The organism is Limnohabitans sp., from assembly GCF_040401495.1.
In the GTDB taxonomy this organism is placed as follows: domain Bacteria; phylum Pseudomonadota; class Gammaproteobacteria; order Burkholderiales; family Burkholderiaceae_C; genus Limnohabitans.
In genome coordinates, this window is the sequence record NZ_JBBAOI010000017.1 from 15663 (window position 1) to 40129 (window position 24467).

At 46.7% G+C, this 24467-nt stretch carries 25 protein-coding genes and 1 pseudogene; 2 read left to right on the top strand and 24 right to left on the bottom strand.

Annotated features, from left to right (window positions below):
* Positions 1 to 5: 5 nt before the first annotated feature.
* Together AC9UEO_RS10320 and AC9UEO_RS10325 are read left to right on the top strand one after the other, a co-directional pair.
* On the top strand, positions 6 to 521 hold the full coding sequence (locus AC9UEO_RS10320) for a TRAP transporter small permease (protein WP_509532848.1): 516 nt from the start codon (positions 6 to 8) through the stop codon (positions 519 to 521).
* A gap of 1 nt (position 522) precedes the next feature.
* Positions 523 to 1839: a TRAP transporter large permease gene (locus AC9UEO_RS10325; RefSeq protein ID WP_509532851.1), complete on the top strand. Its 1317-nt coding sequence runs from the start codon at positions 523 to 525 to the stop codon at positions 1837 to 1839.
* Positions 1840 to 1844: 5 nt separating this feature from the next.
* On the opposite strand, the gene AC9UEO_RS10330 is transcribed toward AC9UEO_RS10325, so the two are convergent.
* The 24 genes and pseudogenes from AC9UEO_RS10330 to AC9UEO_RS10445 all read right to left on the bottom strand — a co-directional run bounded on the left by AC9UEO_RS10330 (position 1845) and on the right by AC9UEO_RS10445 (position 24338).
* On the bottom strand, positions 1845 to 2231 hold the full coding sequence (locus AC9UEO_RS10330) for a surface-adhesin E family protein (RefSeq protein WP_509532853.1): 387 nt from the start codon (positions 2229 to 2231) through the stop codon (positions 1845 to 1847).
* Positions 2228 to 2710 (bottom strand): cupin domain-containing protein, encoded by a 483-nt coding sequence (locus tag AC9UEO_RS10335; protein ID WP_509532856.1) that lies wholly within the window; start codon positions 2708 to 2710, stop codon positions 2228 to 2230. The genes AC9UEO_RS10330 and AC9UEO_RS10335 overlap by 4 nt, the downstream gene beginning before the upstream one ends.
* A gap of 80 nt (positions 2711 to 2790) precedes the next feature.
* On the bottom strand, positions 2791 to 3474 hold the full coding sequence (locus AC9UEO_RS10340; RefSeq protein ID WP_509532858.1) for a glycosyltransferase: 684 nt from the start codon (positions 3472 to 3474) through the stop codon (positions 2791 to 2793).
* 192 nt (positions 3475 to 3666) lie between these two features.
* The gene (locus AC9UEO_RS10345) at positions 3667 to 5631 is read right to left on the bottom strand and encodes a polysaccharide biosynthesis protein (RefSeq protein WP_509532861.1); all 1965 of its coding nucleotides are present in this window, start codon (positions 5629 to 5631) and stop codon (positions 3667 to 3669) included.
* 27 nt (positions 5632 to 5658) lie between these two features.
* The gene (locus AC9UEO_RS10350; protein ID WP_509532864.1) at positions 5659 to 6219 is read right to left on the bottom strand and encodes a sugar transferase; all 561 of its coding nucleotides are present in this window, start codon (positions 6217 to 6219) and stop codon (positions 5659 to 5661) included.
* Positions 6219 to 7169, bottom strand: a complete 951-nt coding sequence (locus tag AC9UEO_RS10355) for a UDP-glucose 4-epimerase family protein (RefSeq protein WP_509532867.1) — start codon at positions 7167 to 7169, stop codon at positions 6219 to 6221. Before AC9UEO_RS10355 ends, AC9UEO_RS10350 begins: the two co-directional genes overlap by 1 nt.
* Positions 7166 to 8425 carry a glycosyltransferase family 4 protein gene (locus tag AC9UEO_RS10360; RefSeq protein WP_509532870.1) on the bottom strand — a complete coding sequence of 420 codons (1260 nt, stop codon included), beginning with the start codon at positions 8423 to 8425 and terminating at the stop codon, positions 7166 to 7168. The genes AC9UEO_RS10355 and AC9UEO_RS10360 overlap by 4 nt, the downstream gene beginning before the upstream one ends.
* Before the next feature lies 1 nt (position 8426).
* The gene (locus tag AC9UEO_RS10365) at positions 8427 to 9563 is read right to left on the bottom strand and encodes a UDP-N-acetyl glucosamine 2-epimerase (protein WP_509532935.1); all 1137 of its coding nucleotides are present in this window, start codon (positions 9561 to 9563) and stop codon (positions 8427 to 8429) included.
* Between the two features lie 27 nt (positions 9564 to 9590).
* The gene (gene wbjC, locus AC9UEO_RS10370; RefSeq protein WP_509532873.1) at positions 9591 to 10706 is read right to left on the bottom strand and encodes a UDP-2-acetamido-2,6-beta-L-arabino-hexul-4-ose reductase; all 1116 of its coding nucleotides are present in this window, start codon (positions 10704 to 10706) and stop codon (positions 9591 to 9593) included.
* A 4-nt stretch (positions 10707 to 10710) separates the two neighbouring features.
* The gene (locus tag AC9UEO_RS10375; RefSeq protein WP_509532875.1) at positions 10711 to 11754 is read right to left on the bottom strand and encodes a polysaccharide biosynthesis protein; all 1044 of its coding nucleotides are present in this window, start codon (positions 11752 to 11754) and stop codon (positions 10711 to 10713) included.
* A gap of 23 nt (positions 11755 to 11777) precedes the next feature.
* Positions 11778 to 12929, bottom strand: a complete 1152-nt coding sequence (locus AC9UEO_RS10380) for a glycosyltransferase family 4 protein (protein WP_509532877.1) — start codon at positions 12927 to 12929, stop codon at positions 11778 to 11780.
* Positions 12929 to 13819 carry a methyltransferase domain-containing protein gene (locus tag AC9UEO_RS10385; protein ID WP_509532880.1) on the bottom strand — a complete coding sequence of 297 codons (891 nt, stop codon included), beginning with the start codon at positions 13817 to 13819 and terminating at the stop codon, positions 12929 to 12931. The genes AC9UEO_RS10380 and AC9UEO_RS10385 overlap by 1 nt, the downstream gene beginning before the upstream one ends.
* Positions 13816 to 14622, bottom strand: coding sequence for a glycosyltransferase family 2 protein (locus tag AC9UEO_RS10390; RefSeq protein WP_509532882.1), 807 nt, complete (start codon positions 14620 to 14622; stop codon positions 13816 to 13818). The genes AC9UEO_RS10385 and AC9UEO_RS10390 overlap by 4 nt, the downstream gene beginning before the upstream one ends.
* The gene (locus AC9UEO_RS10395; RefSeq protein WP_509532885.1) at positions 14607 to 15518 is read right to left on the bottom strand and encodes an alpha-1,2-fucosyltransferase; all 912 of its coding nucleotides are present in this window, start codon (positions 15516 to 15518) and stop codon (positions 14607 to 14609) included. Before AC9UEO_RS10395 ends, AC9UEO_RS10390 begins: the two co-directional genes overlap by 16 nt.
* A complete protein-coding gene (locus tag AC9UEO_RS10400; RefSeq protein ID WP_509532888.1) occupies positions 15519 to 16577 on the bottom strand; it encodes a glycosyltransferase family 2 protein in 1059 nt (352 codons plus the stop codon).
* A gap of 33 nt (positions 16578 to 16610) precedes the next feature.
* Positions 16611 to 17585 (bottom strand): STELLO glycosyltransferase family protein, encoded by a 975-nt coding sequence (locus AC9UEO_RS10405; protein ID WP_509532891.1) that lies wholly within the window; start codon positions 17583 to 17585, stop codon positions 16611 to 16613.
* Between the two features lies 1 nt (position 17586).
* Entirely contained in the window at positions 17587 to 18561 is a 975-nt protein-coding gene (locus tag AC9UEO_RS10410) for a glycosyltransferase family protein (RefSeq protein ID WP_509532894.1), read from the bottom strand.
* Between the two features lie 74 nt (positions 18562 to 18635).
* Positions 18636 to 19454 carry a class I SAM-dependent methyltransferase gene (locus AC9UEO_RS10415; RefSeq protein WP_509532896.1) on the bottom strand — a complete coding sequence of 273 codons (819 nt, stop codon included), beginning with the start codon at positions 19452 to 19454 and terminating at the stop codon, positions 18636 to 18638.
* On the bottom strand, positions 19454 to 20425 hold the full coding sequence (locus AC9UEO_RS10420; protein ID WP_509532899.1) for a glycosyltransferase family 2 protein: 972 nt from the start codon (positions 20423 to 20425) through the stop codon (positions 19454 to 19456). Before AC9UEO_RS10420 ends, AC9UEO_RS10415 begins: the two co-directional genes overlap by 1 nt.
* A gap of 22 nt (positions 20426 to 20447) precedes the next feature.
* Complete coding sequence (locus AC9UEO_RS10425) at positions 20448 to 21368, bottom strand: class I SAM-dependent methyltransferase (protein ID WP_509532902.1); 921 nt, start codon at positions 21366 to 21368, stop codon at positions 20448 to 20450.
* 115 nt (positions 21369 to 21483) lie between these two features.
* Positions 21484 to 21849: pseudogene (locus AC9UEO_RS10430) on the bottom strand (hypothetical protein); the annotation flags it as partial.
* Positions 21850 to 22098: 249 nt separating this feature from the next.
* Positions 22099 to 22356, bottom strand: coding sequence for a hypothetical protein (locus AC9UEO_RS10435; protein WP_509532905.1), 258 nt, complete (start codon positions 22354 to 22356; stop codon positions 22099 to 22101).
* Between the two features lie 15 nt (positions 22357 to 22371).
* Positions 22372 to 23226, bottom strand: coding sequence for a glycosyltransferase (locus AC9UEO_RS10440; RefSeq protein WP_509532907.1), 855 nt, complete (start codon positions 23224 to 23226; stop codon positions 22372 to 22374).
* Positions 23223 to 24338, bottom strand: a complete 1116-nt coding sequence (locus AC9UEO_RS10445) for a glycosyltransferase family protein (RefSeq protein WP_509532910.1) — start codon at positions 24336 to 24338, stop codon at positions 23223 to 23225. Before AC9UEO_RS10445 ends, AC9UEO_RS10440 begins: the two co-directional genes overlap by 4 nt.
* Positions 24339 to 24467 lie beyond the last annotated feature (129 nt).

A 24467-nucleotide genomic window follows, 5' to 3' on the forward strand; every position in this document is an offset into this window, starting at 1 on the left:
GCCGCATGTCGTCTTCCAGCAAAAGCGGATTTGACCGCATCATTGACACCATTGAGTGGTTGGCGGCATTGTTCGTAGGCATAGTAGCAGCCAACATTTTTCTGGCTGTCTTCTTGCGCAAATTTTTTGATACCTCTATTCCTGACAGCTTTGACTTTGGTCGCATGCTCTTGGGTATTCTGATTTTTTGGGGGATAGCCGCCACCAGTTACCGCGGCGGGCACATCACGGTGGACTTGCTGTGGACCCACGCCAATGCTCGCTGGAAGCGCTACATCGACATTTTTGCCACCTTGGTGTTGATGCTGGTGGTGACGGTGCAAACCATCATGCTGTTTGACAAGGTCGCAATGACCTATCGCGATCATGTATTGACCTACGACCTGAACTTACCTACTTGGCCTTTTTTTGCAGTTGCTTGGATGGGTGACGTGTGTGCGGTTTTGCTGATTGGCATTCGCACTTGGCGACTCATTGCCGAGCCGCAGGCATTCGCTGCTGACAACAAGGCGGGGCATTGAGATGGATTTAAGCAACCTAAGCCCTGACGCTGTCGCCGTGATGGGCTTTGTGGCGCTTTTCACCTTGATGCTATTGCGCGTACCGGTGGGCATGGCCATGGGCTTGGTAGGCGTTTGCGGCTACAGCTACATCGTGGGCAGCGGCCCTGCATTGAAGCTGATTGGCCAAACCTCTATGCGTACCGTCACCGATTACACCTTTGGTGTCATTCCCATGTTCATGTTGATGGGTGCGTTTGTATCGGTGTCTGGTGTCAGCCGTGAACTGTTTCGTGCTGCCAATGCTTTCATTGGGCATTTGCGTGGTGGTTTAGGCGTGGCCACCGTGTTGGCATGTGGCGGATTTGCTGCTATTTGTGGCTCCTCGGTGGCAACTGCTGCCACCTTCTCATCTGTGGCTTATCCAGAGATGCGCCGCTTTGGTTACCCCCAGTCTTTCTCCACTGGCGTGATTGCAGCAGGCGGCACCTTGGGTGCGATGTTGCCGCCTTCCACCGTGTTGGCGGTCTACGCCATCCTCACACAGCAAGACATTGGCAAGCTGTTCATGGCGGGCATTGTGCCTGGCTTGCTGGCCATGTTGATGTATGTGCTGACCATTTTCATCATTGTCAAAGTGCGCCCTGATTGGTTGCCACGCGGCGAGAGCACCAACTGGGCAGAGCGCTTTGCAGGCTTGAAAGATGTGTGGGCACCTTTGGTGTTGTTTGTGTTTGTCATCGGTGGTTTGTATGGTGGCTTTTTCACGCCCACCGAGGCAGGCGGCGTGGGTGCGACTGGCGCATTTTTACTAGGTGTGTTGCGCGGTAAATTGGACCGCGCAAAAACCCTAGAGGCCTTGCTGTCAGCCACGCGCACAGCAGCAGCGGTGTTCACCGTGCTGATTGGCGCTTTGATATTTGGTTATTTTCTGACCATTACCCAAGTGCCGCAAAAGCTCACAGGTTTTTTAACCGAGATGGGGCTGGGCCGCTACGAGGTGCTGGCCCTCATTATGGTGATGTATTTGATTTTGGGCTGCTTGATGGACGCCATGGCCATGATCATTCTCACCGTGCCTATCATCTACCCTGTCATCGTGCAAATGGGCTTTGATCCGATTTGGTTTGGCATCATCATTGTGATGACGGTGGAGTTGGGACTGATTCACCCGCCAGTAGGGATGAATGTCTTTGTCATCAAAAGCGTGGTGCATGATGTGAGTTTCACCACCATATTCAAGGGAGTGATTCCCTTTATCTTGACCGATATTTTGCGCTTGGTGATTTTGATTGCCTTTCCCATCATCGCGCTGTGGTTGCCAGCGCAAATGGGTTGAAGCCCTCAAGGGGCACAGAGCTTGTGTATCAACTCAGCGTCCGCGCTGCCTGTAGCCACCGTCGTGAAACGCAGTGGCGTTTCGTAACTGTTTAAAACTTCTCCGCTGGCGTCTTTACCCGCAAAGCGCATCACTTGTGAATTGGCCATCTTGCGGTTCGCGCAGTCCACGCTGGTGCGAGACTTTTCCGACAAAATTTCTTTACCTTCCAAGTTGGTCAAAGGTTTGGCAAAGTTCGTTAAGCGCCATACGGTGACACGATCGCCCTCTTTGCTAAGAGCGTCGTCATAAAACACCTGCACTTGAGCTGTGTGGGCCACGCTGACCCAAGCCGCTTGCGCAGCAGCGTTTATTCCCAGCGCCATCATGGCGCACAAGAGCGACTTGTTCAATTGAGTTTGCGTGGTTCGCCAAAGTCGCCCACTTGAGGGAATAAAAAGGTGGTGCTACTCGGACCAATGCCCATGATTTGCACCGTAGCGCCTTCGGTACCTGCACCGTCGTAATGGATGGCGCCCGCGGGGTGTTGCATATAGGTACCCGCCGTCAAAGGCTGAGTTGCCTTGGGGTCCCATGAGTCGTCCGTGCCCGCCTTCCATGTGCCTTGCAGCACAGTGACATAACGGTCTTCGCGGTGGTAGTGCGGTGCACTCATGATGCCTGGGGGGAAGTACACCCGAATGACATAAGGACCGGGTTTGGAGGGGTCGCCAGAGATGACGGCAAACTTCACGCCCTTGCCTGCGTCTTTCCATGCAATGTCGTCGGGCTTGACCACGGGAAAGGGTTTGTCGGTGGTTTGAGCTTGGACGCCCAACATGAATACAAAGTTAGCGGCCAAGGCCAGCAAAACAGGTTTTATACACTTCATCACAGGCTCCAAAAAGAGATTTGCTGTTCATCTTAAACCAGCAAGAGATCAATGGCATATGCAACAAAATGAGCGAAGGATTAACTTTCCAAACCTTCTGTTACTCGTTTATAAGTATCCCACCAGATATCAGACATGTCGGTCTTTTTAAATTCTTCTAAACATGGGGTTCCAAGGGTATAGTGAATTAATTTGGCATCATGCCTGGGTGGATACTCAATAGCAAGATAATTCCATTCGGCATTCAATTCGCCTATCTCGTCATCCTCTAGCCATTTAAACCGATGTAAAAAAGAGCCATCATGCTCTTGAATATATTGAGGTGTCAGAATACTGTTGGCAGGATGTTCACAATTAAAGATCACCATACTAGACCAATTCTTGCGTGGATAGTTATTGTTTTTATTGCCAAAATACTTGACAGATCTTTTGGTCTGATAGTCATGTTTTACCAATTGAACAGCTTTAGTTGGGTCAAATAGCCTTACTAATTCTGATATGTCAGTGTTACAAATCATGTCGCCATCTGCGAAGACAGCAAAACCTTTAAATTCACAAATGTAAGGCGTTAAAAATCTGCTGTAAATAAAACTATTGCTTCCATCATTATGATTTTCATTGTAAAAATATAAAGAGTTGGTCGCTAAAGGGATAAACTGAATAGGAATTGTAGATTTCTCAAGAATACTTTGGCAAAAGGTATGGTAAGCAATGGCCTCTCTTTGATCGAAACCAACCACAATTGTAATTTTATTCAATTTCATTTATTTTCTTTTCAATCGCAAGTTTTATTCTTTGCACCACATCAAACCACTGACCAGAAGGGCACATTAAATAATGTTTCCTTGCCAATTACACCCGCGATATATGCACTTGTGTTAGTGACAGTAACCACAAAGTCACATGCTTGAATTAATGCGGCGTGACCATCAAGATTATTGAATATTTATCTTAAATCAGGCGCTGTAACCCAGCTTCTGCGCTTCGTCTTCTTGCTCCAAATACACCCAATCCACAATATTGTCGCTGGGCATATAGCCTGACACCAGTTGTTTCATCATTAAGCGGATGACGCCAACGTCATTGACGCTCAAGGCAACCTCCAAAGCGTTTAGCTTGGCTTCTAACTCGACCCAAGGGATGAACTCCTCGCTAGCTTTCATGATGCAAGGGTGAATGGTGGATTTGGGGTTATCGCCAATGAGCAGTTCTTCAAACAGTTTTTCTCCTGGGCGCAGGCCTGTGACTTCGATCTCAATGTCGCCGCTTGAATTTTTCTCATCTTTAACTGTCAGACCCGAGAGTTCCACAATACGCTTAGCCAGATCGAAAATCTTGACAGGCTGCCCCATGTCCAGCACAAAAACGTCACCACCCTTTGCCATAGCCCCAGCTTGAATAACCAGTTGCGCCGCTTCAGGAATGGTCATGAAATAGCGTGTGACATCTGGGTGCGTGAGGGTAATGGGTCCGCCATCACGAATCTGCTGACGAAACTTTGGCACCACCGAGCCAGAGGATCCCAATACATTGCCAAAGCGAACCATGCAGAACTTGGTGCCTGTACTGATGGGCGCGAGCGCCTGAAGCGTCATTTCCGCCAAGCGTTTGCTGGCACCCATGACATTGGTTGGTCGCACGGCTTTGTCTGTGCTGATCAATACAAAGTCGCTCACGCCGCTTTCAACAGCGGCCTGAGCCGTGTGCAGCGTACCCAGCACATTGTTTTTGATACCAGCAGCAGGATTGTGCTCCACCAAGGGCACATGTTTGTAGGCAGCTGCATGGTAGACCGTGTCTGGGCGCCATGTTGACATGATCTCGCGCATACGGTCAGGGTCTTGCACCGATGCAAGCAGGGGAACCAACTCCGATTCACTGCTTGCATTTTTTTCTTCTAATTCTTGTTGAACACTGTAGAGTGCAAATTCGCTTTGCTCTATCAACAACAACTTACTTGGGCCTACCAGAAGAATTTGCCGACAAAGCTCACTGCCAATGGAGCCTCCCGCCCCAGTGACAAGGACCACTTTGCCAAGAATGTTTTTGGTTAAAAGGATATGGTTTGGCGCGACAGGCTCACGGCCGAGCAAGTCATCGATATCGAGTTCACGTAGATCAGAAATGCTCACCTTGCCCTGCGCCAAATCGTTCATACTGGGCAAGGTGCGAACCGCTACACGGGCGCTGCGGACTTGACTCAAGATTTCATTGCGGCGATGACGAGACAGGCTAGGCATGGCCAACAAAACATCACTGATATGCAGGGTAGTGGTTAGCGCCTCTATGTCTGCGGGGTTGTAAATGGGTAGGCCGTTGAGCACATGACCATGCAATCTGTCGTCGTCGTCAACAAATCCAACCACCTGTATTTCATGGCTGTTGGCCATGGCCGCGGCCAACTGACGCCCCGTACTGCCCGCACCATAGATCAAGGCCTTGGGTCGAGACGAACGCTTGAGAATGCTTGTGTACTGGTCACCCAGCCAAACTCGTGCCAATGCCCTTGACGCACCCACCAGCAATAAAAGCAAGATGGGTTGAATGATGCCAATGGTGCGGGGCACACCTGTGACGCCAACAGCGGTGAAAATGCAGGCGTACAAAAGCCCGTAAACACCTACCGCTTGCGCAACCGTTAAAAGTGCAGGCCAGCCGCTGTAACGAAAAATGGCGCGGTACAGGCCAGAGACAATGAATATGGGTAAGGCTAGAGCAATAGCCACTGTACTTGCCCACACAGCACCCGCGGCCCATTCGCTTTGACCGTTGAAGCTGATGAATTCGCCCAAACGAAGATAGTATGCCAACCAGACTGTCGCGACACACAGCCCAAGATCGACCGACAAAACCAAGAAACGTTTGGTCGCTCTTGGCAAAGCCAAGACAGGGGCTGACAGTTTAAATAGCGGATTTTTCATAACAGTTTGGCTCCATATTGCCTACTTTTAATGTGATACGCCTTGGCCTGCAGTCACTTTAATCACTGTCATCCACAGTATCTTCAGATCAAACACAAAGGATTTGCGCTTTAGATAATGCGCATCTAATTCCACTTTTTGAGGAATAGGCAGCTCATCACGCCCATTGACTTGTGCCCAGCCGGTGAGACCCGGTAAGAGTTCATGGACGCCTTTTTCAGTACGTAGCGCAATCAAATCATGCTGATTAAACAGTGCGGGGCGTGGGCCTACAAAGCTCATGTCGCCTTTAAGAATGCTCCACAACTGTGGCAACTCGTCAAGGCTTGATTTGCGCAAAAAAGAACCTATGGGGCTTAGCCACTGGCTGGGGTTGTCAAGTAAGTGCGTGGCGACCGCGGGTGTGTCAATTCGCATGCTACGGAATTTGGGCATTTGGAAGATGCGGTTGTGGCGGCCTACCCGGTCGCTCCAATAGAGGACTGGCCCAGGTGAAGTCTGCCGCACGGCCAACGCCACAGCCGCGATGGGCAGCACCAAAAACAAGCCAACAACCAAGGCCATTGAGAAATCAAACAATCGCTTCATTAGCGAAACCCTTGAGCCGCACGCCGCAGGCCTTCATTGACTGACACAGATGGGCTCCATCCCAACAGCTGTCTGGTTTTGCTAATGTCCAGCTGCAATGAACCGCAAAGGCGCTGATAAATGCCGGGTTTGTTAACCACCTTTGCGGCGATTTTTAACAGCGCAGGTGGCATATGAAATAGGCGTGCAGGATGACCCAAGGCATCCCCCATGCGCGTGAGCAAATCTGCCGTTGAGAGGTCTTCTGCGTCACTGGCCAAAAAAGTCTGGTTAGCAGCTGCTGGGTGGCTCAAGCAGATCAGGATCAGCTCCACCAAGTTGCCCAAGGCCAACAGACTGCGACGGTTGTCGGTGACGGCGGCCAGCGGCAGCGGAATACCGCGCGCCAGCCAGCGCATCATGGATGCAAAATTGGCTTTAACGCCAGGTCCGTAAACGAGTGGTGCCCGAATGATCACCACCTCCATCCCCGTGTCTGCGGCTATCTGGTGCAGCGCCTGCTCTGCTTCATGCTTAGACACTGCGTAGGGATCCTCTGGCGAAGGAGTATCGTCGGCGGTGAAGGGCCTGCCTGCTTGCGTGAACTCCCCATTAACCTTGACGGAGCTCATAAAGACAAAGCGCCTCACACCTAAAGCCGCTGCTTGGCGAGCGAGAGCAGATGTCATGTCGACATTTGCACGACGAAATTCAGCCATCGGATCCGAGCTGTTGTCTTTCATGATGTGCACGCGAGCCGCCAAATGCACGACCACCTCTACGTTTCTCAGGGCACCCGTCCAATCAGTATCTACTGACGGCTCGACAACCGTAACAGTCTCAGCACCAACAGTTTCATCTGCTCTTTGTAACCGACGAAGCGTGAGACGAACATCGTGACCCTGAGCCAAGGCACCGCTGGTCAGCGCTCTGCCAACGAATCCGCTCCCACCCGTGATCAGGCATCTCACAATTTAGTCTTATGGAATATTCGTTTTTGGTAAAGGCTTATCGACTCTTCAAGCAGGCTGAGCAACCGAGTCACCAAAGTGTTGCGATCAAACTCAGCCTTTGCATAGGCCTGCCCATTTTGGCCCATACGCTGGCGTTCATTTGGTGGCATGTTGACCAAGCGCTGTACCGTCTGCGCAAGACCCTCGCTGTCGCCAGCAGGGCAGACCAAACCGGCGCCTGCCCTGAGGATCACATCAGCACCTTCTCCATCGAGCATGCCAATGATGGGGCGGCCCGCGGCTAAGTAGGACTGAACCTTGCCAGGGATCGTCATGCTAAATGTCGGGTCTTTCTTCAGGGTTACAAGCAGCGCGTCCGCCTGTGCGTAAAAGGCCGGCATACGTTCCACTTCATAACGCCCGAGTAGCAGGACCCGATCTTGCAGCCCCCGAGTCTTAACTTGCTCGGCCACCCAGGAAGAACGGCGACCGTCACCGACTATCAACCAGCGAATGTCATGACGATGTTTGAGGCAGTCAGCTGCTCCAAGAATCGTAGGAAAGTCCTGTGCGTCTCCCACGTTGCCAGCGAAGAGGATGCTGAAAGTTCCTGGTGCCGATGGAATTTCTGAAACGGGTTCATTGAGCTGATGCTGGAAAATATCTTCTGCCCAACTCGGAAAATACCGCACCTTGCTAGTATCGTCACAATAGTTTGCAATCTGGGGTAGGAAGGATAGTGATTGACCCAACACCAGTGTGCATCGGTTATAAATGAAACGCACTATAAGAGCCACTGCGCCCAGTGGCATGGGGCTTCGAATAACGCCAAAAGCTGCCAATGTTTCGGGCCATAGATCCAGCGCCCAAAACACCACAGGACAGCGCTTGAGACGGCCTAGCAATACGGCAGGAAGTCCGACAGTCACTGGCGAGGGTTCGAAAACGAAGATCACATCGGGGCGGCAGTCGCGCAACTTCCATGGTCCGACAAGACTGGCGCCCAGCACGAAGCTTAGGTAGTTGAGGCCCAGACGAAACGAACCGCTAGCGCGCGCCAGCATCGGAACCCGATGGACCTGTACTCCGTCGAACCACCCATAGCGGGTCGGATTCTTTTTATATTCAGGGAAGACTTCTCCACTAGGGTAGTTGGGGTACCCCGTCAGAACCGTAACTTGGTGGCCGCGCAGCACCCACTCTTTCACAAGATCATTGATCCGAAAATTCTCAGGCCAAAAGTACTGGCTTACAACAAGAATATGCAAATGCAACTCAGTATTTTTTCCAAACCACGCGGTTCACATAGTCTACGTAGCTGTGAATGATGCGAACCACCTTATCGCTCACATTGGGCACGCTGTAGTCGACGACAAGGCGCAGGTCGCGCACGGCGCCACGCGACTGAGTCGCCAAAATGGCCAGCCCCTGGCGGACTCGCTCAGCCTCTAGACCCACCAGCATCACTGCCGCTTCTTCCATGCCCTCGGGGCGCTCGTGCGCTTCGCGCAGGTTAAGAGCCGGAAAGTTTAGGATGGACGATTCTTCGTTGATGGTGCCGCTGTCGGACAGCACTGCCTTGGCTGACAACTGAAGCTTGACGTAGTCATGAAACCCCAAAGATTTAAGTAGCCGCACCTGAGGGTGAAAGACAACCCCAGTGGCATCAATGCGCTTTTGTGTGCGCGGGTGCGTGGACACAATCACTGGCATGCTGTGGTCTTCTGCCACGGCATTGAGCACCGCGACCAATTTAGTGAAAGACTGAGTGGGCTCAATATTTTCTTCACGATGTGCGCTGACTACAAAGTACCCTTCGGCCTCCAATCCCAGTCGAGTCAGCACATCAGAAGCGTCAATGCGCGGGCGGTAATATGTCAGCACCTCAAACATCGGGCTGCCAGTCTTGATGACCAGATCAGGCGGCAAGCCCTCACGCAACAGATAGTCTCGGGCGATAGTGCTGTAAGTCAGATTTACATCTGCCGTGTGGTCCACTATTCGGCGGTTGGTTTCCTCGGGTACACGTTGGTCGAAGCAGCGGTTCCCAGCCTCCATGTGGAAGATGGGTACTTTGCGGCGCTTGGCCGGAATCACCGAAAGGCAACTGTTGGTATCGCCCAGCACCAGCATGGCATCGGGCATCTCTTGCGCCAGTACCCGATCCACCGCAATGATCAGGTTACCGATGGTCTGCGCCGCCCCGCTTGAATTGGCTGCACTGTCAAGAAAATGATTGGGCTTGCGGATACCCAGATCATCGAAGAAGACCTGATTCAACTCATAGTCATAGTTTTGCCCAGTGTGAACCAGCACATGATCGCAATGCTCATCGAGCTGAGCCAGCACACGGGACAAGCGGATGATCTCGGGGCGGGTGCCGACCACGGTCATGATCTTGAGTTTCTTCAGCGACATGATGAGGTGTTCCTGGTTCGATTACACGGGGCAGGCATAAGTATCCGGGCTTGCCCGATCAAAAATCTCATTGGCCCACAACATCACCACCAGTTCATCGCTGCCGATATTGGTGATGTCATGCGTCCAGCCCGGAACAGTCTCTACGATCACTGGTTTTTCGCCACTGGTTTCAAGTTCATGCACCTGACCAGTCTGCATTTGACGAAACCGAAAGCGGGCCTGACCTTTGATGACCAGAAATTTCTCGGTCTTGGTGTGGTGGTAGTGCCCGCCACGGGTGACCCCGGGATGGTTGGTGAAAAAGGAGAACTGGCCGCAATCGGGCGTCTTCAGCATCTCTACAAACACGCCACGAGGGTCGCGGTACTGGGGTACCTCGTAGGCAAAGCGCTCCACCGGCAGATAACTTACATAGGTGGCATAAAGTGCGCGCACAAAGCCCGTGCCCACGCGGTCGATCACAAGGCTGCCGCGACTTTCGCGGAACTCGGTGATTTGACGCGCCAACTGGCCCACCGTCACTGTGTATTGCGGTGTCAAGGTCTCGAAGCCCTCGGCATCCGGTGCGGCATCTGCGCCATCCATCAAACCGATGAAGCTATTGAGCACATCATCGATGTATACCAGCGTCATGCTCGCATCGGAATCATGAATTTGTACTGGCAGGCCGCGCGCGATGTTGTGGCAGAACGTCGCGACAGCTGAGTTGTAATTAGGCTTGCACCACTTACCAAACACATTGGGCAGGCGAAACACATGAATCGATGTCCCATTAACACCTTCCAAAGTCTGCAAGGCTTGCTCTGCCAAGCGTTTGCTCGATCCATATGGATTGTCCAAGTTCGCCTGGGTGGAGGAGGTGTACAGCACACGCATATGTCGCCCCGAGTCTTGCACAGCGCGGCTAAGCGCCAGAGTCAACGCAGTGTTATCAGCCACAAACTCTTGTGGGTCTTGGGGGCGATTCATACCCGCAAGGTGAAAGACCACATCAATGCCCTTGACTCGCGCAGGAAGATCGGCCACGGTGTCCGCGCGGGTGTAGGTCACCACCTCAATGTCTTTGCGTTCAAGCAAGCGCAACTGGAGATTCTTTCCAACAAAACCATCCGCCCCAGTGATGAGCACCCTCATGCCATCATCCCTCGGCCACAGCGGGTTCACCGCGAGCAATGCGCTGCATAAATTCGAGTTTAAGCAGCAGCGCTTTCACTCCTTCAATGTCCAGTTGGGTGGTATTGTGTGAGTTGTAGTCTTCGCCATGCAGGCTCTGCGTCAGGCGGAGTTCACCCACTTCGACAAATTTCTCGTAGTTCAAGTCACGCCCATCCGGCGGCACACGAAAATAGTGGCCCATGTCTTCAGCGCAGGCCATCTCTTCGCGACCCAGCAGGGTTTCAAACAACTTCTCACCATGCCTGGTGCCAATCTCCTGAATAGGATGGCTAGGCTTACCCATCATTTGCAAAATAGCGTGTGCCAGTGTCTGAACCGTTGCCGCAGGCGCCTTTTGCACAAAGATGTCGCCGTTTCGGCCATGCTCAAACGCATACAGCACCAGATCCACGGCATCGTCCAGCGACATCATGAACCGAGTCATGCTTGGGTCTGTCACTGTGATGGGCTTGCCAGCCCGAACTTGATCTACAAACAGAGGAATAACGGATCCACGCGATGCCATCACATTGCCATAGCGAGTGCCACAAATCACCGTTTCCGACTTCTCCAAATTTCGGCTGGTTGCCACCATGACTTTTTCCATCAAAGCCTTGCTGATACCCATTGCATTGATCGGGTATACCGCCTTGTCCGTGCTCAGGCACACCACACGCTTCACGCCTGCAGCAATCGCTGCATCCAGCACATTCTCAGTACCTAACACGTTGGTGCGAACCGCTTCGCCTGGATAAAACTCGCACGAGGGCACCTGCTTTAGCGCGGCTGCGTGAAAGACATAGTCCACATCGCGCATTGCGGCTGCGATGCTGCGGCTATCGCGCACATCGCCAATATAAAACTTCAGCTTAGGAGCGTCATAGCGCTTGCGCATATCGTCCTGCTTTTTTTCATCGCGACTAAAGATGCGGATTTCAGCCAAATCAGACTGTAAAAAGCGCTTAAGGACTGCGTTACCGAACGAGCCTGTGCCGCCGGTGATCAAGAGCTTGCTATTTTTAAACATTGCTTCCCATTTCTTCTTACCCTTTAAGCTCGACGCGAGGCTGCTACTGCTGTTATAAATTCGAAGGTTTCTTTTGCGCACCGTTGCCAAGAATACGCTTGACTCCGTTCTTTGGCCTGTGCCGCCAACTGCAATCGAAGTTCAGGACTGTTGATAAGCGTGCGCATCGCTTTGGCAATGTCATGGGGCTGAACTGGGTCAAAATAGATCCCCGCATTTTGAAGAACTTCGGGCATCGGTCCACGTTTTGAACATGCGATAGGCAAACCTGCCGTCATAGCCTCTATAAGTATATTGGGTAGATTTTCGCAGCTAGAAGCAAATATAAAAGCATCTGCGTCTTGGTACACGTTATGAAGTTCAGAAAACGGTATGCCACCCTGCCAAATCAGAAAATCTTGCTGGGGGTCCAGTTCCTGCAAAGTCTCGCGAAACTGCTGGCCATAAGCCCCCCAATCCTCACCCACAAATTTCACACGGATCGGGTATCCAGCTTGGCGCAATACATTTGCAGCCTTGGCGACTTCGATTTGATGCTTGTAAGGCATCAGGATAGAGACGTAGAGAAACGTGAACGGCTGGGCGAGCGAGTAGTCCTCTGCGCTGGGTTGTGGCTTAGGATTTCCCGCAAAGCGGGGCTCAACACCGTGAGGAATCAGCGCCTGCAAACCCTTGGCTTTCCCCAGCCAACGGTTTACGCCTTCTTGCGCATATTGGGTAAGAAAAATCAAACCATCGGCATTTTTGAATGAGCGTGCCTGCGATTGGCGCAGCAGCCACATCTTCAATCGCATCCAACTACAGCGGCCGAAAAGTATGGCCTCTTCGGGCTCAAAAGGCAGCATGTTCTGCGACATCGTTACCACCGGCACCTTGGTATGGAAGGGTACAGTACCGCCCGGAGAAAACAGGACATCGCAGCCACGATGCGACGTCTCTTGTCCCAGTTGAAATTGCTGCCCCAAAAAACGTCTCATGATTCCACCCTCTGTCCATGGGGGTGATAGTTTCGTCAGCCACTGCATAGTGGGAAGTTGCGCCGTAGTTTCTTTACACGCCCAGACTGTGACTTGATTGAAGCCTGCTTCATCAGGCTTTGCAACACTGAGTAACTGCGACAGATGCGTGATTCCGCCCCCCTGCCGGATGTTGCTTGCGTCAATAGCCAGATGCATTATTTCTCTATAGACATCTGAGAAACACCTTTAATGACATCGTATTTTCTGGCACAGCCCTCACAAGTTACTTCACTTTGGCTAAACCTCAATTCAGTCGATTTGCATGACGGGCATTGCAGCAGTTTCTCCAACTTAATTTTTCGGTTACGTTGTCTTTGTGAAAATAACTTTCGAGCCATTGCAAGGCCTAAGCGCCCAATCTTTGCTCGCACAGACATTTGTATTTGAGTGGTTTGCGTCATAGTTGGGGGCTCCCAACCGGCGTCAATCTCAGGATTGATAATCCGAAATGGAATGTGACCTGTCCAATAGAAGCGAGTGTGAAATGTAAAGGGATTTGAAGGAATCACTAAACTAGTAATCAAACTTTTTGCCCTCTCTTCATAAAGTTCTACCAATTCTGAATCTAGCTGCCAAGCTGCCTTTTTACGGACTAACAATTCTCCGTTTCTAACAGTTACTTCTGATCGGTGGTCCCAATAGGGGTTGATTCTCTCCATGAACGCATCTGGTGTTTCAATATACCCAGCTTTGGCCACACGCTGCAATTCGCGCAAAAAAATCTCTGGATTAGCTGAGTGTTCGAGCACATGCGAAGCAATCACAAAATCGAAGCATTTGTCACGAAACGGTAGCGCCTCACCCATCCCTAAGACGGACGGTCGGTCGGTGATGAACGGGGCCCAGTGTCGCTCGCGGGTATCTGCGTATGCGTCTATCAATACATTGGCGCGAAAATAGGGACTTCCGCCGGATCCCACCTCCAGTACAAGCGCTGAAGCAGGTACCGGGCAATACAAACGTCTGCAAGCCCATGCCCATTTTGTTTTGCCAATAGCAAGAAAGGCTTGCATTAAGCGGGAGTGTTCTGGTTGCTTATCATTCATTTTGTAAAGCCACCTGAACGGTAGGAAGCTACAAATCGCTTGCAAATACTTAAGATGGACCGCAATGAGCCGACTCCGACAGCAAAGGCCAAACACATACGCTGCATAGGTTGTGCTTGAATGTCACGCAGGAAACTTGCATAGCGGATGTTCATTGCAACGATATTTTTCAATATCAGACCCCAGTTATAGCGCGGTCGCTCTGAAAGTATGTAGTCGACAAGTTTGTCAGCAATGTAATACCCCGGCGATAAGGTCACGCATTTGAGCCAAGCGAGATAGTCTTCTGCAAAGGACATTCCTGGCGTAAACACCGGTTGGATACGGTTCAAAACACTGCGCTTAACAAGTACTGAACTTGTTGCCACGAAATTTCCTCGCGCCAGTAATTGAGGGTTGATACGGCAGGATGCCATCAACGAATTTGAACTCACGGATGAACAGACAAATTCCACGTCGTGCTCCTGTGCCATTCGAAACTGGTTTCCAAGCTTGCTTGGCATCCACACATCGTCAGCATCCAGGAAGGCGATCCATTCAGCTGTTGACATTTCAATTCCGAGATTTCTCGCCTTGGCGACTCCCTGATTTGGCGTACTCACAATTTCAATCAGAGGACTGCCGAGGTCTTGAACAAGTTTTGCTGTGTTATCGCTAGACCCGTCATCAACCACGATGATCCGATGGATCCAATCCCCCTGCTGGTTTAATACGCTGCTCAATGCATCGAGAATTGTTTCTACGCCGTTATAGACTGGAATGACAACGTCCACACAATGCGACGCCCTCAAAGTGCGGTCCATCTATCAGGCAACAATCCTGGAAAGCCCCAAGCCGTCACGCTGTGTAAAGGGTTAACATTTCGTGATGGTGCAAATACCTGCGTTCCCGATCTATCTTGCTCAGCAAGCCATGCTGCCCACCAAGCAAAGGTGCTGTTTCCGATAATGAAATGTTTGCACTGACGCATCAACCAAAAATCTGTCTCCGCGCTTTCAAGCACTTTAGTTTGACTTACCAGCGTATATTGGTATGTCTTCAAGAGAAATTCCATCATTCCTGTTGCTTTGTCTGGTCGGTCTGTAAAAACGAAGAAATGCGCTGCTGGAATTTTTGTCAGTAATTGTGCAATGGCCTGTGCGTAATAGTCTAAAGATATATTGGATGAGTTCTTATTAAGGCCATTGTCAAACCAGCGAATATGTAAAGCGACTGATTCGGTTGAGTTTATGGTTGCAGCAGTATTGCGGCTGTCTAATGCAACTGTGGCCGACATTTTTAAATCTTGTTTGAGTTGCTCACTAATATCTGCAAAGTATTTTTCACTTTGGCCGAAAGGGTCGAAGTAGGTCGTACCCTCTTGCAGACGCAGAGCAACGATACCGGGATCAAAATCTATCCCTACTTGTTGAATGTATCGGCGTTGATCGAGGGGTTTGCTTTCCGATAACTTTCGTGCAAACAGGCGACGTATACGTCCGAAAGGCTCCATACGTTCTTGTGGTGTAGCCAAATGCGCTGGGATACTAAAATCTGCCAATGAATAAGTACGTTTATATAAATGGTCGTACTCGAACCCTGTGACTGTGTCCAAGACTAATTCCGCATCATTGACCAAACTGAGTCGACGTGCAGCTGCGTAGCAAAACAACTGATTTCCCAAACCACCCTTGAGCCGAACAATGACCTTGCGGGGCATTCAGTCGCTCCTTACTTTACGCGACTGCCCCTTGTAGACGCTTCCCAGTAAGGGCGCACGACCTAAAACTCTTTTAATATGGGTGATTAAATAGTCACAGTTCTTACGCCCCAAAACGAGCAGACCGATCGCGTAAACGTAAAAAAGTGGAACTCGCCAGAAACCTAATTTCATAAGCTGCCATAGGTATGACAGAAATGCACCAAACGTGCAATCGGCTTGGATTGACAAAATTGGATAAGCGTAATTACCGATATCTTTCAATATACGACGGCCGACTTTTACACTGCTATGTTCGTCTAAAGAGTTTGCAATAGCCAACATACCCCTCATGAAATGCACAGAAGAATCTGTCGTTTGCTGCCTTGGAACGAATAAGCCCTTCTCAGCGACGCTGGCTCCGAAATCCGGCACCCCACCCAAACGGTGAAATGAGATGATGCGGTTCAGGTAGATGCCAGACTCTTTTGAGAGGATATGACCGGTCAAGTGTTGCTGATAAAGCAGCGTTCCATCAAATTTTTCGGTAGCATAAGCGGCAGCCGAACTACGTTTGAAGACCATGCCGGAAATAAAGACGCAGCGACGAAAGAAAGTCACCACCGTTTCGGGCCCGGGCGGGAAGACTCGGTCTTCGTCAAAGTAGCGAAACACTTGCACCGGCTTCTCTGGATCGGTTAAGAAAGAGGAATAACTGCGCAGTATGACCCCCACATCCTGCTGTTCTTGAACGGCATTCGCCACTGCACTCAGCGCACCAGCGGCGAGCAAATCGTCGTTTCCCATGAAAAGCACGTAATCGCCTGTTGCCAACTCAATCAAGCGGCGCAGGTTGCCGTCGTATCCCAAGGTTTGCGAGTTCTCGAAATATTTCAGCTTTTCGCCGAATTGCTGCTGGTACTCTGCCACCTTGGCAGCAATTGCTTTACGCTCGGGGGAACCATCTTCAGCGATGACAATGTCGAAGTTGTTGAAATCCTGATTAAGGATTGAGTCCAGTAGTGCGCCCAGTAATCCCGCTCGGTTGTAGGCTGGTATGCAGACTGAAATTAAAGCCACTGGTTCAACTGAGCCGCTAAATTTGCATCGACGTTAAGCAAGCAAATCAAGCCAGCAACTCAAAATTTCGAGTTCACTCTGTTTAACGATATCTTTGTCTGCAAGTGCCTGGTAGACCAATGTAAGATTTTCTGGAATCGATTTCTCGGGAGAGACGGCGGCCTTGGCGATTTGCACGACTATGTCGGCCGATAAATAGCAAGGAATTTCAGACTCAAAGTCTTTTAAATAATCGTGTGGGTTACGCTTTTGCAGAACGGTCGCACCAGCGAAACCCAAGTGATAACCTGCAGCCCATAAAATAGGTTGGGCAACCAGTCCCCGCAAAATATCGGTGAAGCGAAAAGTGACCGTCGAAGGTAGATAGAGTAGCGGAAATACTTCTTGGCGGAAATAGGTATTTTGGGAGTTAAAGGGGCAACAGGTGTCTCGATCCAATACCAAAGGTTCTCGCCAGTTGAAGTAGATTGGCGCGTTGATGGTCAATCGGTAGATGGCGTCCACATCAGGGTCTTCATCGGCAAGGAATTGCCAAACCCCCACCTTCAGTTTCTTCCCAAATGCGGCTTTGGGGTTTTCAGCATCTAGCACGCAGCGCAGAGGAATGCCTCTTGGCCAAACTTTTTTATCGGTGAAATACGAATAGATGTTGACAAACGATGCATCGCTAAGTAGTTCGGCATCAATACAAAATTCTGGCTCATTGACCCAGTTGTTTAAGGGAATATTGTCATCATCTGATTCATAAATGACCCTCGCGCCTTGCGAGATAGCATGCAGATATCCAATGTTTTTGCGAGTGTACGAATTCCAGGGCAGCAATCCAGAAAACTCAGATGCAATCTCGTTTTGCTTTTCGGGCGAAAGGTAAGTGACCCCCGGATAGCTCCAATCACCTGCAGTCTTCTTATCACCAACTACTATGACTTTCCAATCTTTCAACTTTGTAAATTTTTCAATCGCTTCAGTTGGCGGAAAAATTGAAGTAATAACAATGAATTTATCCATATCAGATAACTTTTAAAAATTTCTCATAAAAGGCTGCAGTGGTGTATTGCTTGACTGCCCGTTTGTAGGCGTTGTCAATCACGGACAAATACGCGTCGTAGTTGGCAAGTACCTTAATGACGGTCTCAACCAACTTACCCTCCTCGTAGTAGACAAACTCTTCACTAGGCGTGAAGTACTTCTCTATAACGTTGAAGTTGTCTTTCTTGCACAAAATCAGAGATCGGCAAAACGCAGCTTCAAAAATTCGTGACTTCAACTGAGGTACTTCAATCTCCGGCCCAGTTAGCAGTCGTTTGGCTAGCCCCAGAAAACCCGTTGGAATATCAGCGAATGCCTTGTTGGCCGCCCATTCTTTGTATTTCCAGACATTCAAAACGTGGCGCACGGTGGGATATAAAAGATTGTGGGTAAGCGTTATTTTTGATTGAGAAATTAAATCTAGCTTCTCTTGATAACCAACCCCGCGATCTGTTACCAGCTCATCCCCTGAGTTTGAAACCAGTCGGTAGTTAAATCGACTGATCGTCTTCATGTCACGCATAATGGGCTTGGGATGGAGATGTCCTGTGTAGATGATGTCATACCGCTTTTCACTCTTAGGTGGAATGAAGTTTTCATTAAACGGAAAGAAGATCGGAACCCGCCGTTCCGCGTCCTGACTTTTGTTGAAATACTCCGCTGTATACGGACAAAGCGTAAGAACTTTGTAGAAGTCTTCGTCGTAGGCGTCAAAGTCTTCCGGGATAAAGAATTTATTCGGCTCTTCAAACTCGAGACGAACCACGCGCATCTTTTTGATTGCATCAAGCTCGGCAGTAGGCAGCTTGAACTGATCCCAGCACCCTGCTGCTTGATCAAACGCAGCGATGATGAGCGCAATATCATCTGGTCCCTGTCCACCGTAATCCTCAAAACCCAAATTTTTGGTTGGATCTTGGACATAGCCGTGACTACTTCTTTTAATTACTTTCATATATTCATAAATAGATCAACACTCGCATACTGTGATTCAGAGCACTTTATCAATTAATAAATTCTGCGCTGAATTTATGTACGTTTTGTAATTAAGGCCTGCCCAGTAGGAAATTGCAGGATATCTAGCTTTCGGTCCTCGCACCAACTTTCTACTGCCAGACGTGTGTCTTCATAGTCAGGCCAAGCAAAGTCATCTAATAAAACGACACCGCCAGGCACCAATTTATCCCAGAAGAAATCTAATGATGCCAACGTTGGAATGGATGAATTTAAGTCAATGTGCATCCAAGCAATTTGAACTGGATTACGTGAGTGTGAAAACGACTCTGGTATGTATCCCTTCATATAAACAAAATTGTCCGAACCGCACAAATCGAGATTTTTCTTCGTGTTTTCAATATTGAGGTAGGAATAACTGCCCGCTGACTTTCCTTCTGATTCGGTAAGTAGATCAGAACGCATACCCTCCCATGAGTCATAGAGGAAAAATTCTCCATCGCAGTTTAAATTCTGCCTTGCGCGACTTGCGTACCAAGCCGTCAGGCCATCGCAGACACCCATTTCCACAAAATTTCTATCCTCACCGGCTAGACGAGATGCAACGGTAGCAGACCAATATACGATGTAGTGACGCCATCTTAATTGAGCAACTTCTGTGCTCACTGAAGTTTGGGAAAATTGGGTAAGGATGACTTTGCGTGAAGATATGTTTTTAGAAAGATCCGCGTCGCATTTGGAGAACGCAATTGCAAGTGCATTGCTACCGCCTTTACTCCAGGGTGGAAGAGTGCCCGTGGCCATTTTCCATCCAACAAATTCAATTGGTGGAACTATATCTACGATTACTGCACGTCCAAGCAAGACTTTTGCAAATTGTTTTAATATTTTCATCATTTATTAAATAGTTTTAGTTTGATGACCATTGGTCTTAAATAATCTTTGAGTCGCAATACTGGCAAATTTACGATGGTTTTAATCATCAATTTTTTACGGTTTAAAAGAAATGAGTATTTAATGAATTTAATAAAATATTTAGGAAAATTTTTCATTTTTCCTCTTTTAAGAAACGTATTGTTTAAAACTGTTCTCATTGTTTCCCATATTCCATCATCGATATAGTTTTGTATGCAAATCTGGTCAGAAGCCTTATCACCAAGAAGCCATTTAGAGCTTAACCTTAACGACAGCGTCACCTGATCAATAAAATCTGATTTACGAAAAATCTCCCACATATAATTTGAATCGTGTTGAGACGGGAAAACTAGGTAGTCTCTAACCAACAAAACAGGATAATGGTAAGCAATCCTTAACCAAAATTCAGCATCTGGACAATACTTTATTCGCTCGTCATATCCTCCTAATTTATCTGTTATCTCTCTATGCCAAAACTGACCTGAAGCAGGCGGAAGCTTCACCAAGTTAGCTGCAGCAACACCGGAGTCAATCCATTCATGCTTCGAACGAATAGATCCATTTTGCAAAATCAGGCAAGGCTTTTTCGCTAAAGAAATCAATTCATGAATTTGCTTTATCGCATTTGGCTTGTAAATATCGTCATCACACATAAAACCGATCCATTCACCTTGCGCATATTCCACTGCCTTGTTCCAATTCTTCGTCATTCCAAGGTTTGAGGTGTTTCGGTACAGCCTGACATTTTTGTATGAATCTCTTATATTCTCAAGTAATTCCCAATTTACTAATTCTGAACAGTCATCAACAATTACAATTTCAATATCATCATTTAAGTTATTTTGATTAATTATTACTACCAATTCACGCAAAGAAATTGGCCGGTTCCAAGTGGGAATGACAATAGATATTAATATCCTATCTTTGATCGAACTAACTTCTCTCTCCATTTGTCAATTCACTTAAGTAAACTTATTGAAACTTATTTTTTATTGCCATCAGCACAGCACCTAATCCTTCTGTTTTTAACTTACGATATACACGTGCTAAAACGCTTTCTTTACACGAAACAATTACCCGATCCACCATTGTTACCTCGGGAGATAGTTTGCGAAAATTTGGCGCTACTATTACCTTCTTCCAAGAATCATTTGAAGCATCTTTGGCTGGGTTAATGGATCGAAAAATATAGTTCGGCAATGACTCGTCAGATACCGGCATAATTAATTTTCCATGCTGGATCATGTCAAAATAGTTTGTCGCATTAATTTCTGAATTTGAAGAAAAAATAGGCGTGCGTTCACTTTTAGGAGCCTTCCACAAGACAGTTTGCGGATTGCCTCCCATGAGTGTGCAGTATGAAATATCTGGGTGATTATCGTGAATTGCAAAGATTGTCTTGTATACATCTCCATGCCAATCACCTCGCTCCAATCCTGCAAGTTTTCTTTTGTATCTAGACATTTTTGGGTCTGGTAGAGCACTGTAAGCATCGGATGGAACGGTATCATCTATTAACCATAATGTTTTTTCATGAGAATAACGCAAGCTATTTTCAAAATCTTTCAAAGACTGCTCAAAGGTGTGGTATCCATCGATAAATATTATGTCAAATTTATTTCTTTCAGTTGAATCATTTTCAACAAATGAAAGATCTCCGCTATCCATTTTTTTAAAAAAATTGTCTGATGTAATTTCTAAAAAATACGTACCTTCTTTTTTATGTTCTAAGGTATTGAATACGAAACATGGATCTACAGCTACCTTAATGGGAATTTGAACAGGCAAAAATGTACTGCCGCCCCAAACGCCGATTTCAAGATACTTCTTGGCACCATTCAGGCAACTTAAGTAGGAGATTCTGCCGTTGTAACTTGTAAAATCACCATGCATTTTTTAATCCATTTTATAAATAATATTGACTGTTGAGAATAAGTATTAAAAATTTATTTATAGCAAAGTTAAATATTTTAGATATTTAAACATACTATATATTTTTATTATAGTTTTATTTAATAAATTTTCTTATAATACGCATAACATACTTGAAAAATCTATATACGATTGGTGGCAGCCAATCATTCAAATAATTATGAAGTCTTAATTTTAAGGCTTTAATTTTTATTTCTTTGGTATCAAAAGGACGAGCTGCATACATAGTAGAGTATGTTGGGAATTCCTCATATACTCTTTTTGATGCTGTATAATAATATAATGCTAATGATTTTCTTGTAATATTTTCTGGTGTATTTAACGGATCCGGATGTCCGTGATATAAATTAGAATCAGTATTGAATTTTACACATCTATTAAATATAGGCTCAATACTTCTAATCATTTTAGTCATTTTTTTATCCCATAATTCAAGATTACCACCGTATTCTTCCTTCTAATTTTTGTTTAAATAAATTAAAACATTAATTCTTCTTATTAAATGTATTTCAGTTTGAATTTTAAAATCAGCATGGATTCCAAGGTGTCCGCCAGATTTAATTTCATGAAATCCTCCTCCTCCAAAATGCGGATTGCCTAATAATGCATCTATACTTGTTATACTTTCTAAAAATCTTATAAATGGAGATGAATTAAAGAAATTAAATATTCTTTGTATTTTCTCTTCACATCAATAAGGCAATACCTGCCTTTTATGCATTCCTGTAAAAATAGTTTCGAATAATTTATCCTTGAAATTTTGTTCTGTAGGATATTCGTTATGAATTTCTTCAATCATCCACATTGGCAAAAAATTATCAATAACTATATGCGGGTATTCTTCTGCTTTTTTGTATATTTCAGAGTAAAAATTTCCAAACTCTTTTGCTTTTTCAACATCTAAATATAATATTTCATTTAAGTTTATTGGAATTGTATCTTTTATCATGGTTTTTATAAAAAATTATATATTTAAGCCTGATTTTAAGTAGCTGAGCTTTTTTTCGGCATTTTTTCTAACCGCATCATCATAAGTTAATTGATTGGTTAACTCCCACAGAATAATTGAAACATTGAAATCATAGATTAAATTTAATACTGAGTATGCAAGTCCCTTTGAGCCCTTAATGAATGATCCAGTTCGGAAATATCCATATAAAAATCTTCTCAGGGGGCCAAATAGTAATTTGGCTCCCGTCATTCGCTCGCCAGTTGTGAAACGTTGGCGTGCTTCAATTGCGACATAATTAATGGTCTTCTTAATGAAACTTTCGCAGTCTTCGTCTTGAAAGAGATGTAATGAAAGTTCATCTCGGCCTGGTAGTCGCACCATTTTTTTTTCATCAAACAAAATTGAAAATTCATCATGAATTTTTGATTTTGATAGATCTACTGTACTTTTTCTACAAAAGACACATACCGAAGATATTCTTCTGAATATTGGTCTATGCACAACTTCCCCGTATCGATAGATTACGACATCATTGAATATAGCTGATTTTGAATTTTCATTTGCTACTGAAGAGAATAATTCTAGTAACTGCCGAGGGTAATAGTGCGCACCGTAAACATGAAGAACATACTCAGTTGGAGTATTTTCGTATACCCATGGTATCGAGTTGACCCTTTCTGACCACGAGTCCCCTTTTGGCCTCCGAACAAATTTAATATTATGTTGTTTGCAAATTTCTTCGGTACCGTCAGTACTTCCTCCATCAAACACAATAATTTCACAAAAACCTTTTAGATTCTGAAAAATTATTGGAATTCGTTTTTCTTCATTTCGAGCGAAGACGATTGCTGTTATGTTTTTATTCATTTGAGTAAGCCAATTAGTTCGGTTGTGAAATTATTCCACGTCGAAGACTCAACCGCCTTTCGCGCAGCGTTGGACATTTGCTGATATCCCGCAAGATCTGAAAGACTGTCCAAAAGTATGGATTCCAGAGTAGGTCCAGTTTCCTCAAGGATATGCGCCACCTTATTCAAGTTTGAAAAAAAGCTGTTAAGACTTTCATTCGGTCGTACTACTATGGGGTTATGGAAGTACATCGCCTCCAACAGCGCCTGAAAGCCACTCCAACCGGGAGTCGTATTTACAAACAACCGCGCATTTGCTAAAAGTTCATAGTATTTTTTTTTGTCGCTTGGCTTCTCCTTGTCCAGATAGCCATGAACTTTCAACCATCCGTATTCAGTGTCTACCAGTTTTGGATCAATGCCAACTATATCAACCTGGCAATCAATGCCCATCTGTTGGAGATTACGCGCGGCCGCTATCAACTCAAGTGCCCCGGCTAAGTAGAAGGGTTGACCAACAAAAAGAAAATTTTTTGAATTCAGCTTCCTTTCTTTTATATCGGCTGGCACCAGCACATCATTGTCGATGTTTACAACATTACCAAAACAGTAGATGTTTTTATTTTTATATTTTTCATTCATATAATCGCGGACATTGGGAAACAGCGTAATTACTATGTCTGCTGCTTCTATAACAGTATTCTCTCGATTTATAGAATTCCGTTCTAGCCAGCTTGGCTGACGCTTCAGAAATTTCTCAAATAGATATTCAGATGGCCAGTCGCCAATAATAATTAGCCTATTCTTTCTATTTCTTAGTGGATATGAGAATCCCTGAACGAGCATCACATCTCGTTTGTCTGAAAACAATCCTATCCAGAAACTGTAGACGTATGTACAGAAGAAATGTATTGGCGTTCGCACATAAAAATAGGTAGTTCCCAGCTTGAAGAACTTATTGAATAGTCGTATCGGTAAATTGAATAAGGTTTTGAGGGGCTCCAGTTCCCGCATTACATAATTTTCAACTACAAAACCTCTCTTCTCAAGATTTTTGTGCAATAGATAGGGAATATTGGACCAACTCTTGTAGTTAATCGAGGGAGCAGTTGTACAAAAAAATATTTTCATTCGGCGTTTTCACTAAAGAATTTACTTCGCGTGGATACAGAGTTAACTTTTGAAATTTCTAGCAGCACAATCACTAAATCGCAACCCATATCTGAACTGAATGCATTTCTCACTCTTCAGCCTTCATGA

Coding starts and splice junctions, on each gene's coding strand:
- AC9UEO_RS10375 (WP_509532875.1), bottom strand. CDS start 11,754: ATGTTTAAAAATAGCAAGCTCTTGATCACCGGCGGCACAGGCTCGTTC.
- AC9UEO_RS10345 (WP_509532861.1), bottom strand. CDS start 5,631: ATGAAAAATCCGCTATTTAAACTGTCAGCCCCTGTCTTGGCTTTGCCA.
- AC9UEO_RS10325 (WP_509532851.1), top strand. CDS start 523: ATGGATTTAAGCAACCTAAGCCCTGACGCTGTCGCCGTGATGGGCTTT.
- AC9UEO_RS10405 (WP_509532891.1), bottom strand. CDS start 17,585: ATGGATAAATTCATTGTTATTACTTCAATTTTTCCGCCAACTGAAGCG.
- AC9UEO_RS10320 (WP_509532848.1), top strand. CDS start 6: ATGTCGTCTTCCAGCAAAAGCGGATTTGACCGCATCATTGACACCATT.
- AC9UEO_RS10410 (WP_509532894.1), bottom strand. CDS start 18,561: ATGAAAGTAATTAAAAGAAGTAGTCACGGCTATGTCCAAGATCCAACC.
- AC9UEO_RS10385 (WP_509532880.1), bottom strand. CDS start 13,819: ATGAATGATAAGCAACCAGAACACTCCCGCTTAATGCAAGCCTTTCTT.
- AC9UEO_RS10435 (WP_509532905.1), bottom strand. CDS start 22,356: ATGATAAAAGATACAATTCCAATAAACTTAAATGAAATATTATATTTA.
- AC9UEO_RS10445 (WP_509532910.1), bottom strand. CDS start 24,338: ATGAAAATATTTTTTTGTACAACTGCTCCCTCGATTAACTACAAGAGT.
- AC9UEO_RS10380 (WP_509532877.1), bottom strand. CDS start 12,929: ATGCATCTGGCTATTGACGCAAGCAACATCCGGCAGGGGGGCGGAATC.
- AC9UEO_RS10390 (WP_509532882.1), bottom strand. CDS start 14,622: ATGGACCGCACTTTGAGGGCGTCGCATTGTGTGGACGTTGTCATTCCA.
- AC9UEO_RS10425 (WP_509532902.1), bottom strand. CDS start 21,368: ATGCATGGTGATTTTACAAGTTACAACGGCAGAATCTCCTACTTAAGT.
- wbjC (WP_509532873.1), bottom strand. CDS start 10,706: ATGAGGGTGCTCATCACTGGGGCGGATGGTTTTGTTGGAAAGAATCTC.
- AC9UEO_RS10335 (WP_509532856.1), bottom strand. CDS start 2,710: ATGAAGTGTATAAAACCTGTTTTGCTGGCCTTGGCCGCTAACTTTGTA.
- AC9UEO_RS10440 (WP_509532907.1), bottom strand. CDS start 23,226: ATGAATAAAAACATAACAGCAATCGTCTTCGCTCGAAATGAAGAAAAA.
- AC9UEO_RS10340 (WP_509532858.1), bottom strand. CDS start 3,474: ATGAAATTGAATAAAATTACAATTGTGGTTGGTTTCGATCAAAGAGAG.
- AC9UEO_RS10420 (WP_509532899.1), bottom strand. CDS start 20,425: ATGGAGAGAGAAGTTAGTTCGATCAAAGATAGGATATTAATATCTATT.
- AC9UEO_RS10395 (WP_509532885.1), bottom strand. CDS start 15,518: ATGCCCCGCAAGGTCATTGTTCGGCTCAAGGGTGGTTTGGGAAATCAG.
- AC9UEO_RS10415 (WP_509532896.1), bottom strand. CDS start 19,454: ATGAAAATATTAAAACAATTTGCAAAAGTCTTGCTTGGACGTGCAGTA.
- AC9UEO_RS10350 (WP_509532864.1), bottom strand. CDS start 6,219: ATGAAGCGATTGTTTGATTTCTCAATGGCCTTGGTTGTTGGCTTGTTT.